General features: G+C 68.8%; 17 protein-coding genes. 8 read left to right on the top strand and 9 right to left on the bottom strand.

Annotated elements, in window-relative coordinates:
- From ACFVMC_RS27775 to ACFVMC_RS27765, 3 genes are read left to right on the top strand one after another with little or no spacing between them, the layout of a single operon-like run.
- Positions 1–879 (top strand): FAD binding domain-containing protein, encoded by an 879-nt coding sequence (locus ACFVMC_RS27775; protein WP_379215038.1) that lies wholly within the window; start codon positions 1–3, stop codon positions 877–879.
- Positions 879–1,349: a (2Fe-2S)-binding protein gene (locus ACFVMC_RS27770; protein ID WP_379215036.1), complete on the top strand. Its 471-nt coding sequence runs from the start codon at positions 879–881 to the stop codon at positions 1,347–1,349. The genes ACFVMC_RS27775 and ACFVMC_RS27770 overlap by 1 nt, the downstream gene beginning before the upstream one ends.
- A 9-nt stretch (positions 1,350–1,358) precedes the next feature.
- Positions 1,359–2,330 carry an XdhC family protein gene (locus ACFVMC_RS27765; protein WP_379215035.1) on the top strand — a complete coding sequence of 324 codons (972 nt, stop codon included), beginning with the start codon at positions 1,359–1,361 and terminating at the stop codon, positions 2,328–2,330.
- Here ACFVMC_RS27765 and ACFVMC_RS27760 read toward each other — a convergent pair.
- Entirely contained in the window at positions 2,321–2,932 is a 612-nt protein-coding gene (locus ACFVMC_RS27760) for a TetR/AcrR family transcriptional regulator (RefSeq protein ID WP_379215033.1), read from the bottom strand. The genes ACFVMC_RS27765 and ACFVMC_RS27760 overlap by 10 nt on opposite strands.
- A 75-nt stretch (positions 2,933–3,007) precedes the next feature.
- Here ACFVMC_RS27760 and ACFVMC_RS27755 point away from each other — a divergent pair, with 75 nt between their 5' ends.
- The 4 genes from ACFVMC_RS27755 to ACFVMC_RS27740 all read left to right on the top strand — a co-directional run bounded on the left by ACFVMC_RS27755 (position 3,008) and on the right by ACFVMC_RS27740 (position 6,523).
- The gene (locus tag ACFVMC_RS27755; RefSeq protein ID WP_379215032.1) at positions 3,008–3,937 is read left to right on the top strand and encodes a metal-dependent hydrolase; all 930 of its coding nucleotides are present in this window, start codon (positions 3,008–3,010) and stop codon (positions 3,935–3,937) included.
- Positions 3,937–5,055: a hypothetical protein gene (locus tag ACFVMC_RS27750; RefSeq protein ID WP_379215030.1), complete on the top strand. Its 1,119-nt coding sequence runs from the start codon at positions 3,937–3,939 to the stop codon at positions 5,053–5,055. The genes ACFVMC_RS27755 and ACFVMC_RS27750 overlap by 1 nt, the downstream gene beginning before the upstream one ends.
- A gap of 96 nt (positions 5,056–5,151) precedes the next feature.
- Positions 5,152–5,670: a GNAT family N-acetyltransferase gene (locus ACFVMC_RS27745; RefSeq protein ID WP_379215028.1), complete on the top strand. Its 519-nt coding sequence runs from the start codon at positions 5,152–5,154 to the stop codon at positions 5,668–5,670.
- A gap of 28 nt (positions 5,671–5,698) precedes the next feature.
- Positions 5,699–6,523 (top strand): hypothetical protein, encoded by an 825-nt coding sequence (locus tag ACFVMC_RS27740; RefSeq protein ID WP_379215026.1) that lies wholly within the window; start codon positions 5,699–5,701, stop codon positions 6,521–6,523.
- Here ACFVMC_RS27740 and ACFVMC_RS27735 read toward each other — a convergent pair whose 3' ends face one another.
- Genes ACFVMC_RS27735 through ACFVMC_RS27720 form a run of 4 tightly spaced genes read right to left on the bottom strand, consistent with a single transcriptional unit; the run spans position 6,524 to position 11,320 of the window.
- Positions 6,524–7,543 carry an SCO2521 family protein gene (locus ACFVMC_RS27735; protein ID WP_379215025.1) on the bottom strand — a complete coding sequence of 340 codons (1,020 nt, stop codon included), beginning with the start codon at positions 7,541–7,543 and terminating at the stop codon, positions 6,524–6,526.
- A 2-nt stretch (positions 7,544–7,545) separates the two neighbouring features.
- Positions 7,546–8,541, bottom strand: coding sequence for an SCO2522 family protein (locus ACFVMC_RS27730; RefSeq protein WP_379215023.1), 996 nt, complete (start codon positions 8,539–8,541; stop codon positions 7,546–7,548).
- On the bottom strand, positions 8,541–9,479 hold the full coding sequence (locus ACFVMC_RS27725; RefSeq protein ID WP_379215022.1) for an SCO2523 family variant P-loop protein: 939 nt from the start codon (positions 9,477–9,479) through the stop codon (positions 8,541–8,543). The genes ACFVMC_RS27730 and ACFVMC_RS27725 overlap by 1 nt, the downstream gene beginning before the upstream one ends.
- Entirely contained in the window at positions 9,476–11,320 is a 1,845-nt protein-coding gene (locus ACFVMC_RS27720) for an SCO2524 family protein (protein WP_379215020.1), read from the bottom strand. The genes ACFVMC_RS27725 and ACFVMC_RS27720 overlap by 4 nt, the downstream gene beginning before the upstream one ends.
- 135 nt (positions 11,321–11,455) lie before the next feature.
- On the opposite strand from ACFVMC_RS27720, the gene ACFVMC_RS27715 reads away from it, so the two are divergent.
- On the top strand, positions 11,456–11,803 hold the full coding sequence (locus ACFVMC_RS27715) for a hypothetical protein (protein WP_379215019.1): 348 nt from the start codon (positions 11,456–11,458) through the stop codon (positions 11,801–11,803).
- An 82-nt stretch (positions 11,804–11,885) separates the two neighbouring features.
- Here the strand turns inward: ACFVMC_RS27715 and ACFVMC_RS27710 are convergent, their stop codons facing one another.
- The 4 genes from ACFVMC_RS27710 to ACFVMC_RS27695 all read right to left on the bottom strand — a co-directional run bounded on the left by ACFVMC_RS27710 (position 11,886) and on the right by ACFVMC_RS27695 (position 16,191).
- Positions 11,886–12,932, bottom strand: a complete 1,047-nt coding sequence (locus tag ACFVMC_RS27710; protein ID WP_379215018.1) for an alpha/beta fold hydrolase — start codon at positions 12,930–12,932, stop codon at positions 11,886–11,888.
- 221 nt (positions 12,933–13,153) lie between these two features.
- Positions 13,154–15,172, bottom strand: coding sequence for a protein kinase (locus tag ACFVMC_RS27705; protein WP_379215017.1), 2,019 nt, complete (start codon positions 15,170–15,172; stop codon positions 13,154–13,156).
- Between the two features lie 91 nt (positions 15,173–15,263).
- A complete protein-coding gene (locus tag ACFVMC_RS27700; protein ID WP_379215015.1) occupies positions 15,264–15,737 on the bottom strand; it encodes a DUF4189 domain-containing protein in 474 nt (157 codons plus the stop codon).
- Between the two features lie 13 nt (positions 15,738–15,750).
- Positions 15,751–16,191: a DUF4189 domain-containing protein gene (locus ACFVMC_RS27695; RefSeq protein ID WP_379215013.1), complete on the bottom strand. Its 441-nt coding sequence runs from the start codon at positions 16,189–16,191 to the stop codon at positions 15,751–15,753.
- Positions 16,192–16,235: the final 44 nt, after the last annotated feature.

Raw genomic sequence — 16,235 nt, 5'->3', positions numbered from 1 at the left:
ATGGATTTCCTGCGACCCGCCTCATGGTCTGAAGCGCTGGCGGCCAAAGCCGCGTATCCGGCGGCCGTTCCGCTGCTCGGCGGCACCGATGTCCTGGTCGAGCTCAATTTCGATCTGCGGCGGCCCGAGGTGCTGCTGGATCTGACCCGCGTCGGCGAACTCGGCGAATGGGCACCCGCCGGTGACCGGCTGCGGGTCGGCGCGGGAGTCACCTACACCCGGCTGATCACCGAACTCGGCGACCGGCTGCCCGGTCTGGCGATGGCCGCCCGCACCGTCGGCTCACCGCAGATCCGCAATCGCGGCACCGTCGGCGGCAATCTCGGCGCGGCCTCGCCCGCCGGTGATTCGCATCCGCCGCTGCTCGCCGATGACGCTGTGGTCGAAGCACATTCGGTGCGTGGTGTCCGGCACATCCCGATCACGGAGTTCTACCAGGGCGTCAAACGCAACGCCCTGGCCCCCGACGAACTCATCGCCGGGTTTCGAGTGCGCCCGGCCACCGGCCCGCAGCAGTTCGCCAAGATCGGCACCCGCAACGCCATGGTCATCTCGGTGACCGCGCTGGCGCTGTCCCTGCGACCCGAACACGGGGAGGTCGGCGTCGGGTTCGGCTCCGCGGCCCCCACCCCGCGACGCGCGGCGGCGGCCGAGCGCTTCCTGAGCGAGGAGCTGACCGCGACCGGCCACTGGGAATCCCGCTCCGCGCTCGACCCCGCCGTGGTCGAGCGCTTCGGACAACTGGTCGCGGCGGCGGCCACCCCCATCGACGATGTGCGCGGCACCGCCGAGTACCGCCGCCACGCCCTGTCGGTACTGGCCCGGCGCACCCTCGCCTGGGCTTGGAAAGACTATGTGAGAGAAAGGAAGGCGGCCTGATGCGAGTCACCTTCACGGTCAATGGCGCACCGGTCACCGTCGAGGACGTGTGGCCGGGCGAGAGTCTGCTGTACACCTTGCGCGAGCGCATGGGGTTGCCCGGCTCCAAGAATGCCTGCGAGCAAGGCGAATGCGGTTCCTGCACGGTGGTGCTGGACGGTGTGACGGCCTGTTCCTGCCTGGTGGCGGCGGGCCAGGTCGAGGGTCGCTCGGTCCGGACGGTCGAGGGGCTGGCCGAGGGCAGTCAGCTCGCGCCGATGCAGCAGGCGTTCGTCGAGGCCGGTGCGGTTCAATGTGGTTTCTGCACACCGGGTCTCATTGTGCAGGCCAGTGATCTGATCGAACGAAATCCGGAACCGTCCGACCTCGAGATCCGCGAGGCGCTGGCCGGAAATCTGTGCCGCTGCACGGGTTACGAGAAGATCCTGGACGCGGTGCGGCTCGCGGCCCGGCGGCGGGCGACCCGGTGACGGTCCGTCGTGCGTGAGATCGCCCGTCAGCTGTATGAATGGCAGTGCGCCGGAACGGACTTCGCCCTGGCCACGGTAATCGGCACCGGCGGCAGCGCGCCGCGTCCACCGGGCGCGGCAATGGCCGTGTCGGCGCAGGGGCAGGTGGTCGGCAGCGTGTCCGGTGGTTGCGTCGAGGCAGCCGTGCACCAGTTGTGCCTGGAGGCATTGGAATCGGGTGTCGCGGTGCGGCAGCGCTTCGGCTACAGCGATGACGACGCCTTCGCGATCGGGCTGACCTGCGGCGGGGAGGTGGAGGTCTTCGTGCATCCGCGCCCCGGTCCGGCGCTGGCGCCCGCGCTGACCGCGCTGGCGCGCGACGAACCGGTGACGGTGCTGCGCACGCTGGACGCGCATGCCCGCACCACCGTCCGGGCCGGCGAGCCGGAACTCGAAACCGGTGTGCACGGCCCGGAATTCGTGGAGTGCTACGGCTCGCCACCGCGCATGCTGATCTTCGGAGCGATCGACTACGCCGCCGCGCTCGCCGCGCTGGGCCGATTCCTGGGGTACCGCGTCACCGTGTGCGACGCCCGCGCGGTGTTCACCACGGCGGACCGGTTTCCCGAGGCGCACGAGGTCGTCGTGCAGTGGCCCGATCGCTATCTGCGGTCACTGCCGGTCGACGCGCGCACCGTGGTGTGCGTGCTGACCCACGACGCCAAATTCGACGTGCCGCTGCTCGAGGTCGCCCTGCGGCTGCCGGTCGGTTACGTGGGCGCGATGGGTTCGCGCCGCACCCATGCCGAACGGCTGGCGCGATTGCGCGAAATCGGCCTGACCGAGGGCGAACTCGCGCGGCTGCGATCACCCATCGGGCTCGATCTGGGTGGTCGCACTCCCGCGGAGACGGCCCTGTCGATCGCCGCCGAGATCGTCGCCGACCTGCGCGGCGGCAGCGCGGCATCGCTGGCGCGGACCGCCGGCGCCATTCATCGCTGACGCGGCTGCGCCAGAATCGCCGAGCCCATCCAGCGGCGCAGATACCGGCGCAACTCGGCGTCCGCGCGCGGCGGGTTGCCGGGTGCGGCGAAGAAGGACTGCTGGGTGCGCAGGCAAAATTCGACGAGTTCGTGCAGCGAGTGCTCGTCGTAGCCGTAGCTTTCCCAGTCGACGTCGAAGCGCCGGATCATCTGCATGCCGAAGTCGAGTGCCTCGTCGGAGACCAGGCTGCCGGGGTCGACGTTGGCGTAGGCGCTGGACACCAGCCAGCCCAGGTGCGGTGTGCGGCTGACCTCGGCGAGGGTGAAGACCACGCCTTCGGTCATGGCGTCGGCGGGATCGTGGATGCCCGCGACCTGCTCGGTCAGCCGGTCCAGGAAGTCGGCCACCGAGCCGATGGCGACGGCGCGCATCAGCGCGTCGGTGCTGGGGAAATACCGGTAGACGGTCTGCCGGATGACGCCGAGCGCCTCGGCGACCTCGGAGATGCTGATCGCGGAGCCGGTGCTGCTGGTCAATTCGATTGCGGCGGTGACGATTCGGGTCCGCGCCTCGTCGTCACTGCCGGGCGGGTTGCCGCCCCATCCGCGCCTGCCTGCCACTGGCCAGACGGTACCAGAGGTCCGGCTCCGCGAATTCAATCATACAAACATACAACCTTGTGTATGTTGTCCATTATGACCGACCTGCAAGTCCGGAAGATGCGCTTCGCGTTCGCCGACTACGACGTGCCCTTCCTGTGGAACCCCCAGAACCCGGCCTTCTCGGCCATGGCCAACGCGGTCTCACTGCTGGCCATCGGCTTCGAGAAGATGATCGTGAACATGATCCGCGAGGCCATGCCGCTGATCAGCGATCCCGAGGTCGCCGCGGAGGCCGACGCGTTCGTGCGGCAGGAGGGCCAGCACTCGACCGCGCACCGCCAGCACGTCAACGGCCTGATCCGCGCCTACCCCGGACTCGAGGACACCTACAACCGGGTGATCGCCGAATTCGACCGGCTCACCACCCACACTCCCCTGGCCTACCGGCTGGCCTACACCGCCGACCTCGAAGCCACCTTCACGCCGGTGTTCAAGCTGATGCTCGACAACGACAAGACCCTGTTCGCGCCGGGTGACGACCGGGTGGCCTCCCTGTTCATCTGGCATTTCGTCGAGGAGGTCGAGCACCGCAGCTCCGCGCTGATCATCTTCGATCACGTGGTCGGCAGCGACGTGTACCGGATGCGCAAGGCGCCGTCGATCTTCGCGCACGTGCTGCGCGTGATCCGGATCGCCAACGAGGGCTTCAACGAGCACGTGCCGACGGCGGATCGACAGGTCGACGCCATGGCGATGCACGCCACCTACCGCCGTGGGCAGCAACTACGCCGGCTGCTCCCGGGCCTGCGCGCCCAGGACAACGGGCCGATGCCGCGCGCCTTCGACGGACTCCCCCTGAAAGAACAGCTGATCGCGCTGGCCGGCATCATCCGCAGTCAGCTGCCCAAGCACAATCCGGATCACGAGCGGCTACCCGAACTGGCGGATCTGTGGTTCCGGCGGTTCGACGAGGGATACGACGTCTCGCACTGGTACACCGCCGCGACGCGGAAGGCGCACTGATGGCCGCCGGGTGCGCGCAGACCTTCGCGGAACTGGCACAGGCACTGGGATTCTCGTGCGCGGAGGCGGGCGGGCTGGTCGAGTTCCGCAATCCGTTCGCATTGGAGAATCCGACGCTGGCGGTACTCGAGTTCACCATTGTGCTCGGCGCGGTCCTCGCGCTGATCTATGCCGTAGTGCGGTTGCGCCGGCACGGCGATCCGACCAATCTGGTGCTGTGGTTCGGCGCCACCGCCTATCTGTTCATCATCGAACCGCCGCTGTACTTCCCCCAGGAATTCGGCATCTCCGACTATGTCGACACGATGTTCGCGCACAACGTGTTCACTGTCGATTTCCTGTGGGGCCGGCTGCCGCTCTACATTGTCGCGATCTATCCCTTCATGGCCACCCTGGCCTACGAGATCGTGCGCATGCTGGGTGTTTTCCGCAGTTACGGCGTCGTGGTCGGCGCGGCGTGCGTCGGGTTCGTGCACCACGCGTTCTACGAGATCTTCGATCACCTCGGCCCGCAGCTGCGCTGGTGGGAATGGTCGGTCGACAATCCGATGAACCAGCCCATGTTCGATGCCGTGCCGCTGCCGAGCGTGGTGGTCTTCGCGGCGCTGTGGCCGATGTCGCTGGCGCTGTGCGTGCGGTGGTTCGTGGGACGTCAGGTCGACGCCGGACAGCAGTTCACCGGGCTCCAATTGGTCTGGCGCACAGTGGTTATCGGACTGCTCGCCTCGCTCGGCACGGCGATCCTGCCGATTCCGGCGACGGTCCTCGGCGCGGGCAGCACGCCCGTGCGCGGATTCCTCTACGCGCTGGAACTGGTCGTGGTCAGCGTGGTCGCCGCGGTGGTGCTCTGGCGGCAGTGGCGCACGCCGCGCGCGGATTCGAACACACCGCCGTATCGGAACCGTTTCGTCCAGATTTACGGCGCGGTCTATCTGGCCGTCATGGGCGGGCTCTGGATTTCGGCGCTGCCGGACTTCTTCGCGGCCGAACACGGCGTCACCGACAATGGTGATCCGCTCGGAAACCTCTGGTACACAGCGGTTTGCTTCGCGGTGGCGCTCGGCTGCCTACTGGCGACTCGACACGCTCGCGCGGCTGTCGCGGCGGCAGCCCGGTAAATGCTGAGTACACTGCCTCCGATTTCGTTTTCCGGGATCAGGTGCGACGTCTAGGCTGGACTTCAAAGGTTCTTGTGCGCGAACGCAAGGGAGCAGATGACCACCATCGCGGGAACCGTGCGGTATCGGGAGCCGACGCGGGCCGACCTGCCCGATATTCAGGTGATCGATGGTGCGGCCTTTCGTGACCGCTATCCCTTCTTCGTGCTCCGGCAATTACTGGACGCGCACAGTTCCCGCTGCGTCGTCGCCGTCGAACCCGGCGGCGACGGCGAGGACAAGGTGGTCGGTTACGCGCTGACCATCATGGGCGAGGGCGAGCGCGCCTGGCTGATCAGCCTCGCCGTCTCCCCTGATCGGCGCGGCGCCGGATACGGCCGCGGCCTGCTCCGGCACAGCATCCAGGTGTCCCAGGACAAGGGTGATGTGGACGAGGTCTGGCTCACCGTCGATCCGCAGAACCTCTCCGCCTACAACCTGTTCAAGGATTTCGGCTTCGTGTTGCGCGAACACGACGAACGCTATTTCGGCGACGACGAGCCGCGCGATGTGCTCGTCTACAAGCTGCATCGGCTCGCGGCCCCCTTCGGCGAAAACGGTTACCCTGGAAGCTGATTGCCGGTGTACGACAGGGGGTAGGCGGATGCCGGGGGGTGATGCGCAGGTATGGCGGCTCAATTCGGTCATCGACGATATCGGTAATCGCGCCCTGCGCTACACCCAGAAACTCGATCCGCCCACCGTCGCCGAGGCCGAAACCCTCGACGAACTCGACAACCACATCGAGGCCCTGATCGACCGGCCCGAACTGATCACCCTCGGGCGGCAGAGCAACCGGCTGCGTTTCGGTTCGCTCTACGAGCAGGCGCCGAACGTGACGCCGGGCGAGGAGGCCTGGCGTACACCGCTGATCGCCGGGCTGATCGCCGCCGAAGTCGAATTCCGCGGGCCGCTGCGCCTGAGCCCCACCCAGAACGCCCTGCTGGCAGGCCAGTACGAGACGCTGGCCGCCGAGCTGAGCCGCTGCGGGCTGCCTCACCACGCGGTACGCGCCTGGAACGGCGCGGTCGAACTGTACCGCCGCGCCAAGAACACCGCCGCCGAGGACCGGTGCGGCCTGGCCCTGGCCCGCACCCGCCGCCGCACCTTCGCGCCCGGCTGGCGGCGCGGCCTGTCCGCGGTCTCGGATCTGCTGTGCGGGTACGGGTATCGGCCGTTCTGGCTGCTGGGCTGGGTGGTCGCGCAGATCGTCGTCTGCACGGCGCTCGGCCTGCTCTGGGCGGGGAACAAGTCCACGACCGAGGTCGTCTACCTGGGTGTGCTGACCTTCCTCAATCCGCTCGATCCCGGTAACGCGCAGGGCATGGCGCCCCAGGCGAAGGTGCTGTTCGCGGCCGAGGCGTGGCTGGGCGCGGTGTCGATGTCGGTGTTCTTCGCGCTGCTGGTCCGCCGCTGGTTCCGGCTCTGATCACCAGTCGCCGGCCGGGTGCCCGCCGCGCGCGGCGTGATAGGTGGCCACCTCGATCCGGCGCTGCAACTGCTCGACCCGGGCGGTCCACTGTTTGGAGAAACTCGCCGCCGCCTGTAGGTCACGCCACGGCGCTCGCATGGCGGCCGGCACCTGCGCGCCCGGCATCCACAGATGCGCCAGATGTTCGAGCACCGGAGCCAGCACGGCCACCTGCCGCCCATCGCTGAACCCCTCGGCCGCACGGACTTTCGCGTCGATCACGGTCAGCAGCCAGTCGTGCACGGCGATGTCCTGGCACAGGCGCAGCGCGTCCGGTAGGTCCTTGTCCTCGCGCACGATGACCCGCGCGGTCCGCGACAGATCGTCCTCCAGCCGCAGCGACACCGCCGGTCCGGCACTTCCGCCGATGACGGCGGTCCAGCGTAGCCGGGTGGTCGGCGCGCGCAGCGGCGGGCGCTGATCCAGCTGCGGCGCGGCGCGCAGATCGTCGAGGTGCCGGGCGCAGATCGACGCGAGATCCAGCGTATTCGGGCCCGGCACGGCGAAATAGCCCGCGCTCAACTCCTGGTCGGGACTCCCGCGATCGGGCAGTTCACCGAGCACCTCGGTCACACCGACCTTGCCGATGTAATGCGCCCACGGACGGCGCTTGCGGTGCCGGGCCCGCACCACCGTGGTGTGCGCGGACAGTTGCGCCACCCGTCCGCCCACCAGCACCGCGGTCGAGGCCACCGTGCCCACCACCCGCGCCGAGCCCGTCGACCCCCAACCCAACCGGCAGTCGACGCCGGTGGCCCGGCGCGGCGAGAAGGCGAGCGGGCCCGGTCGATCCCGCCGCAGCACGGTCGCACCGGGCACCGTCGCCAGCAGGTCGTCGGTGGCCTGGCCGTCCAGGGTCACCGAATGCGGCAGCAGGCAGGTTCGGATCTCGCCGAGCAGCACCAGCGGCGTGGGCGCGGCCCGGCGCGGCGGGGCCCCCGCCGCGCCGGCGCGGTTCACCACATCTCCGCTCGTCACCGTCACGTCCCGTCGAGCAGCAGATGTCCTACGCGTTCCACGACTTTGGGCGGCACCGGCACCCCGGCCCGCGCGCCCTGCGCGGCGACCTCGGCGGCGACATCGTCATCCGGGGCCAGATGATCGAGGATGACCCGCACCGCCGACTCGATCAGCAGATAGCGCTTGGGCAGCATGGACAGCGTCCGGTACGCCGTGAACGGCGCCGCCTCCGGATTCAGCCGCACCACCGGCGGCAGGTCCTGCCAGCGGTCCGGCCAGTCCCGGTCGGCGGGCCACTGCTGCGGATCCACCACGGGCGCACCGTGATAGCGCAGCATGCCCAGCCGCAGCAGCTGCCACACCGCGGCCAGGAACGGACACGACCAGCGGCGCGCCGCGTCCCGGTCGTGCCACAGCTCCACATCCAGAAAGATCGAATGCTCGCCCCGCCCGTACTCCTGCGGCGGCCGATACGGCTGCGGGTGCATGGCCGGGCGGGACACGCCGTTCTGCTCCCGGCGGCCGTTGCACAGCCAGCCGGATTCGGTGGTGGGCGGGCGGCTGCCGTTGGCGGTCTCCTCGTCCTCGGGCTGAGCGATCAGCCGCGCGGACACCATCTCCGCGACCGGGATCGGCGCGCCCACCGCGACGCCGCCCGCGAACACCGGCGCCTGATGGCAGCTCGATTCCCGGGCCAGATAGTCGATGCTCAGCCCGGCTTCACCGGCGGTGCGCAGCAGCCGGTCGAGCACCTTGGCCGGTTCGAACCGGGGCTGGAAGTAGTCGTCGGTGAGATAGCAGGTGCTCACCTGGGTATCGGGCCCGAATTCGATGCGCGCCGACTCGATGAACGCGGCGACCAGCGGGACCGCGCGCCGGAACTGGGCGCGGACCAGATCGGTCTCGTAGAGGATCTCCTCGTGCCGGAAATGGCAGATCTCGATCGACAGGTGGGCCATGGGTAGCGGCGCGATGGCGGATTCCTCCGACGCCTCCCGATAGGTTGGCAGATTCATTACTCGATGTCCCAGGTCGCCGAATCGGTAAGTCGCCGAGCCAGATCCGTGTACGCCTCGACCGTGGCCAGATTGGCCAGCCGGGCGTTCACGTCGGCGTCGAGAATGAGCTGTTCGCGCCACTGCAACATCGGCTCGATCGGCGTCTGCCCGAGCACCATGGCCGCGCCGATACCGTTGGCCATGGCCAGTTCCCGCAGCGCGTTGGCCTGCTCCTTGAGCCAGGCGGCCTGCGGCGGACGGTCCACCGTGCGGGTCCAGTCCGACGCGGCGACCGCGGTGCGCACGCAGCGCGTCGAGGCCAGCAGGGCGTCCTCGTCGTGGCCGAAATGCGCTCCGGTGGTGATCAATCCGTGCGGCCCGTGCACCAGGCCGCCGGCCGCCAGCACATGCTGATGGGTCCAGCGATGGAAGACCAGCCAGCGATGCGGGCGGTGATTCAGCATGGTCGAGGCGGTAGCGCGCAGCGCGATCTCCAGGGCGACCGAGCGCCCGGCGCTGAGATCGACCATCACCACCGCGAATTCGCTGAGCAGCTTCGCGAGCAGCCGCGCGCCGCGCTGCACCATGGCGTCGTCACAGCCGAATTCGGCGCCGCCCAGATCACCCGGAATCAGCACCAGCTCACCGGCGCCCGGCGGATTGCGGCGCAACTGGGGCCGGTCGGTCTCGCCGCTGACGGTCAGCCGCTTCGGCTCCCCGATATTGCCGAGCAGATACGAGTGCAACCCGTGGCCCTCGGTGATGCCGCGTTCGGCCTGGCCGATCTCGAACAGCGCGCCCGCCGTCGGGGATCCGAAATCGAAATCGACATAGGCGACGTCGAGACCGCGCAGACACAGCCGGTAGGCGATGTTGCAGCTGGTGACCGAGCGGCCCGTGCCCCCTTTGTCGGAGGTCGCGAAGACCAGCATCGAGTCGCTGTCGGCGGCGCTCATCGGGTGGCGTCCTCCCGGGCGTAGGCGAGCGCGTTGAGCCGTAACAGCGCGTCCACGGCCAGGGCCTCGGCGGTGTGCGGCCGTTTGCTCAGGATCTCCCGGGCGCGATCCAGGGCCTGCTCGATCGCCTCCAACTCCTTGAAGCGCGGCGAGTAGACGGCATCGCTGACCTGGAGCAGTTCCTGATTGAGCAGATGCTCGGCCTCGCTGATCTTGCCGGTGGTGGCGTTGATCATGCCCTGGGTGGCCAGCGGTGGCCGGGTGTAGGTGTTGTGCGCGACGACCAGACACTCCATCATGCGTTCGGTCAGGAACCAGGACGGCGCGGCCTCGGCGGCGTCGCCGAGCGGGGCGAGGTTGTCCCACAGGCCCGCCGACCGGCCGCGCGCGATCGAGCGCTCCAGCATGTGATCCATGGACGAGGTCGCCAGATCCAGCAGTTGCTCGCGGGTCTCGACGTCGCGGGCCAGCCGGGCGGCCTGTAGCGAGCGCTTGAGCAGCAGCGTGGTGAAGTCGGCGACGTGATAACCCAGCAGCGGGCCCGCCTCCACATCCTCGGACCCCTTGAGCGTCAAGGTGATTCCCGGATAGTGCAGGCGCGCGGCGGGATCGTCCGGCACCTCCCGGTTGATGATCCGCGCCCGCTGGGCCAGCTGACGCAGCACCGCGACGGTGCGCGCCAGATCCGTGGTGGACTCCCGTTCCAGCAGATCCTGGATCAGGAACGCGGTCACCGCGAGACTGTAGTAATCGGACTGTTTGCCGTCGGAGGTGCGCCAGGGCAGGTCCTCCAGCGGCCAGCGCCCGGTACCGAACCGCGAGATCGTCGCCCAATAGCGCTGGGTCAGCTCCGCGCGGCGTTTCAGCGACTCGACCAGCAGCAGCTGACGCGGCTCGAACAGGTCCGGTTCCTTGGTGCGCTGGGAGTACAGGTCCTTGATGCCGTCGAGGGCGACCAGCGTGAAATAGAGGTAGGGCTCGGAGACGGCGTAACCGGGCTGGGTGGCGATCCGGGTGGTGACATCCACGATGTCACCGGCGTTGACGTCGATGCCCCACGCCCAGCCGCACTCGAAGGCCAGATTGTCGTCGCGCAGATCGATATCGGAGGCGTGACCACTGCGGACGTCGGTGGAGGCCTGCACGCGGATCTGCTCCAGCGCGGCCGAGAAGTCGGCGATGACATCCTTGGCCGAGGCGCCGGTCTGGTTCACCAGCCGCAGGATCTCCTGTCCGGCAGGTGAGCTGAACGGCGGCGTGTGGATCACGAAACTGCGGATCAAGCCGCCCATCGCGGCGGTCAGGCGGGCGCTCACCCGGGGCGTCAGATCGTCGATCCGCTGGTTCAATCGCCGGGCCTCGCGGCGCACCTCGTGCACGAGATAGCGCTGCAACCCGCGCAGGAAGCGCAGAGTCGCGATGCACAGACTCAGCGACATCGAATACGAGTCGACCACTTCGAGTTCGCGTTGCGCGGCCGTCGGCTCGCCGAAGCCCACATCGCGAAAGTAGCTGCCGCCTGCGAAGTTCGACTCACCGTCGGCGCCGGTGTAGGCGTCGAAGAACTCCTCGATCTTCGTCACCAGCGCGCCGCCGACCCGGATGTCGTCGCCGAGGACCGCCATCACCGCGGCCACGTCGTCGGCGGTGGCGATGCTGTCCGGGTCCAGGGCGAAACTGTCCAACTCGGTCGACGGATACAGCAGGCACATCAACTGTTCGGCGTCGCTGATCGAGTTACGTCCGTCGCGCCCGCCCCAGACCCACGTATCATCGCGGAACGAGGTGTGCAGGTGCGCTCGCCACAGATCCAGAAGTTGTTGCCGCGGTCGAATTCTCATCGATGCCCCTCCGTACAACTGCCCCCTCAGTGTGAACGCTCGACCAAGACCTTGTCATCGGTTGTGCCGGAATATGTTTCGATGTTTCCGGGTAGCCCTGGCTGGGTACCGACCCGAACGCGAGGAGAACACCGAATGCGCGTCACCATCCGCCGTGGACTCGCCGCCATCGCGATAGCCGCCGCCGGCATCACCGGCCTGGCCCCGTCCGCCGCCCCCCAGCCGTCCATCTACCACCCGGTGATCACCCCGTGCAGCCACCTCTTCCGGACGCCACTGGAACCGCCCCGCCCAGGCACCGCGGTGTACTGGAGCCCCTTCGGCACCTCCGATATCGCCTGCTACGACGACGGCACCGGCATCCGCCACCGCTACCAGCGCGACCCCTCCGGCACCTGGCACGACATGAACGAACTGGCCCCCGGCCAATGGTTCTACGTCATCTACGGCTCGACCGTCCCGAACCAGGCCACCTGGGCCTAAGCCCTCTCAAGCCGGGACATGACTGCGGTGTTTCGCGAGAAGCCCCCGCAGTGGTGTCCCACTTACCGGCATCGTGGCGGGCTCAGCCCAGGAACTCGTGGATGCGGGGCCAGGTGGTGTGGCGGGCCTGGGGGCCGGCGATGAGGGCCAGGTGGTTGAGGTCGGGGATGTCGGTGAATTCGACTTCGGCGGCGCCGGTGAGGATGTCGACGCCGGGGGCGATGGTGGCGGAGGGGGCGAGGGTGTCGGCGCTGCTGCCGAGCAGCAGGACGCGGCAGCTGAGTTTGGTCAAGTCGATGCGGCGGTCCGGGCTCAGCCGGACCTGGCCGCGGGCGAGCTGGTTGCCGACGATGAGCTGCTTGTAGGTCTGGCGGTAGAGGCGGCCGGGGTAGCCGGGCATGGCGTCGATGAAGCGGTCGATGGCCTCCATGCGGGCCAGCGCCTCGGTGTCGGCCACGTTGCGGGCGATGAACAGCGGGCGGGTCAGTTCGCGCGAGAACGACATGCCGCGGAAACCGGCCTGCACGAACAGGCCCGGGATACCACCGAAAAGGTAGGTGGCATAGGTGATTTCGCGGCCACCGGAGAACTTGGCGAACATTCGCACCGGTTTGAGCAGGATGTTCTTGCCGAAGTCCATGGGCGAGCCCAGGGTGGTGACCGAGCCCAGCGGCAGCTCGTTGTGGTCGGCGGCGGTGAGCAGGCTGATGATGCCGCCCAGCGACCAGCCGATCACGTCCACGTCGGCGCCGCCGTGCTCGGCGCTGACCCGGGCGATGGCGGTCGGGAGGATGTCGTCGATCCACTCCTCGAGGCCGAGGTCACGGTCGGCGGCGGTGATGCGGCCGTAGTCGATCACGTAGGGCTGGCGGCCGGTGTCGAGCAGGAACTGGGCCAGGCTCTGCCCCGGCCGCAGGTCGTAGCAGGAGGCGTCGACGGCCAGCGGCGGCACCAGCAGCACCGGGTTGCCGGTGGCCGGGGTGTCCCGGTCGAACCGGCGCAGCTGCCGGTGCGGGCGGTCGTAGAGTACGGTCGAGCTTGTGCGCGTAGGCATTTCGATGCCATTACCGAAAGTCAACGCCCACCCGTTGCGCAGCGCGGGCGGCAGACTGGTGACAAGCCAGGTCATCCGGGGCGATTCCTCTCGGGCAGGGGTGCACGACCACCCCGACTAGACGTTACACACTGTAACAGACACACCTGTATGTAACTTCGCCGGGACGCCCAACTCTCGACGCGGCACCACAGCCACAGGGCAGTCCAGCCCTCCGGCAATCGGCTGTCGACCACAAACCCGCCGGACAGCCCAGCCAATCACCGACCCCGGCCTGCGGCACCACGCCCCGCGGGTCAGCCCGGCCATTCGTGGACCCGGGTCTGCGGGACCACCTGGGGCGCCTGGGTCGCGGGGCTCTGCGGGCGCTGGACCGGGGGGACGTATTGCTGGGTGGTCGGGGCCGGAGCGGCGGTCTGGTGAGTTTCGACCGGAGCCTCGGCCGGCAGCGGCGGTGGGCTGGCCGGGGCACCGGCCGATGTGGGCGTAGGCGTAACCGATTGCGGCGCAACCGTTGTCGTGGGTGCGGGACCTCCCGCCCCAGCATCCTCGCGCAGGGTGAACACCATGCCGACCAGTACGCCGAGCACTACCACCGCGAGCACGGCGAACAACGCGGTCTGCCGACGCCGGGCCGACACCCGCCCCGGGCTCGCGGGCCCGAGCGAATCGAAGCCCGCCGACGATCGCGAGGCCCCCGCTCGAATCACAGTCCGCACATGCGCCTGATCGGGAGCCACGTCCGACGCGTCTGGCGACCCATCAGGAAGCGGTGCTTGATCGGACACCGAGTTACCGGGCGCGCCTGACGCTTGCGCACCGCCCCCGTCACGACGAGGTGAACCCGCAGCCGACTGCACGCCGGGAGGCGAGTCGGCCGGGACACCCACGAAAGGCGTTCGCCGAGCAGCGACCGGCGGGCCCGGCATCACACCGCGGGGCGGCGCGGAGTTCGCATCGCGAGGCCCGTGGGCTGCCTCCGAGTCAGGCGAGTTGACGGCCGGGTCCGACACGAACCGATCGGAATTCATACCACTGCGCCGCGCGCCAGCCACCGGATCGGAAACGTCACCCGCCGACTCCGACACGGACCGATCAGAGTTCGGACCACCGCGCCACGCACCAGCCACCGACGCGGAAGCATCACCCGCCAACTCCGACACGGACCGGCCAGAGTCCAAGTCACCACGCCGAGCAGCACCTACCGAAACGGAAACATCACCCGCCAACTCCGACACGGACCGGCCAGAATCCAAGTCACCACGCCGAGCAGCACCTACCGGGCCGGAAACGTCGCCCACCAACTCCGGCGCGGACCGGTCAGAGTTCGGGCCACCGCGCCGGGCAGCAGCCACCGGAGCGGAAACATCACCCGCCGACTCCGGCACGGACCGATCGGCGACGCCCGGCTTCGTGAGGAGCGGCGCCTTCTGTGGGGTGCCGGTCTCGGTGGGGGCCGCTGCGGCGTGTGCGCGGGCGGCGGAGTGGAGGGCGTGGGCGGCGGCTTCAGCGAGAGCGGTGCAGTTGGGGTAGCGGTCCTCGGGGGATTTGGCCAGGGCGGTCGCAATGACGGTGTCGAGTTCCGCGGGCAGGTCGGGACGGCGGTCGCGGGGTGCCGGTGGCGGTGCGCCGAGGTGCGCGCCGATCACCGCCGCCTGGTCCTTGCGCGGGAAAGGTGTTCGGCCGGTGAGCAATTGGAACAGGGTGCAGCCCAGGGAGTAGACGTCGGCGCGGTGGTCGGTGGGGCCGTCGGTGAAACGTTCCGGGGCGGCGTAGGCGAAGGTAGCGGCGATACCGGACAGCGTGACGGTGTCGTCCAGGGTGCGGGCGATACCGAAATCGGTTAGCACGGCCCGCTCCCCGTGCATCGGGCTGTTCTCGATGAGCAGGTTCGCCGGTTTCACGTCCCGGTGCAGGACGCCCTGCTCGTGCGCGTAGTCGAGCGCGTGCGCCGCGCCGGTCAGCAGGCGCACCGCGCGGTCCGCGTCCAGACCGTCGGGATGCCGGTCCAGCAGTTTGGCGGCATCACCGCCGTCGATGTAACGCATGGTCAACCAGAGCGCCGGATCCTCGGCCTCGCTGCGGTCGTATACGGGCACGATATTGGGATGGTCGAGCCCAGCGGCCACGGTGGCTTCCCGGTCGAAAGCCGAGCGCGCCTTGGGATCCGCGAGGAAGGCGTTGGCGAGCACCTTCAGCGCCACCTGCCGCTGTAGCCGGGGATGCCCGGCCAGGTAGACCGTGCCCATCCCTCCGGATCCGAGCCGCCGCTCGATGGTGAACCCGGCGAACTGGGTTCCCGCCTGCAAAACCACTGACATCCTCCCCGCAGCACCCGAATTGCGCTGCGACCCTGAGCCAATCTAGTGCCGCCCCGGTCCGCCTGCCGACCGAGGGGCGACGAGTTCAGCCGGCGTTGGAGGTGCAGATGGTGTCCAGGACGAACGCCGGGCGGACGATCTGAAAAGTGGCGGATTGGAGGCGGGGCGCGTCGGCGAGCCGCATCGCCGCCGCCTCGGCGTCCGCGGCCGTGGGGCCCGTCCCGTAGTAGTAGAGGGGCTGGACGGACAGACCCGGGACATCCGGGAGCACCGTCCACGGAAAGGCCTTCACGTCCAATTCGGCGACCGAACCGCATTCGTTCTGGATTCGGACCGCGATCCAGCATCCGCTGGGCTTGCCCTTCTGGCACGCCTCGAGGGCGGCCGCGTCGGCGGAGCCCTGGTCCGGGTAGTCGAAGGATTCGCCTACGGTGCCCAGGCCGAGGGCGATCGATCCGTACAGATAATCGGTGGCCTGGGCGGAGCCGGTATTGGCGGCCAGCAGCACCCCGACGGTCGGAACAACCATGGCCCAGGCCGATTTACGCGGCAGCGACATGAGTTCGGTTCTCCTATCCGGCGTTCGAGGTGCAGATGGTGTCCAGGACGAAGGCGGGTTTGGCGACCCACCAGACACCCGGAATCGAGATCGGCTCCAAACCGGCCATCCGCATGGCGTTTTCGTGCGCCTTCGCGGCGGTCGGCCCGGTACCGGCCCAATAGTTCGGGCTGGTGCCGAGCGGCCAGGCGATATCGCGTTCGGCGACCGAACCGCACTCGTTGTAGAACCGCGCCATCACGGTGCACAGGGAAGCGTCACCGCAGGCTTTCATGGCCGCCGCGTCCGCTTCCTTCTGCGTGCGATAGTCCGCGGCCGCGCCGACTCCTTTGGTCCGCACCGCGATGGCCCCGTAGAGATCGGGCGCCGCCTGCGCGGACCCGGCACCGGTGACCATCGACGCGGCAGCCGCCGGAATAACCAAGGCCAACGCGGATTTTCGCAACAGCGACATCAAACACACCCCGAGCTCGAGTAGCAGTACCGGGAGATCATGGC

Source organism: Nocardia sp. NPDC127579 (assembly GCF_042672005.1).
Taxonomy (GTDB): domain Bacteria; phylum Actinomycetota; class Actinomycetes; order Mycobacteriales; family Mycobacteriaceae; genus Nocardia.
This window is presented reverse-complemented; position numbering and strand designations above follow the sequence as displayed.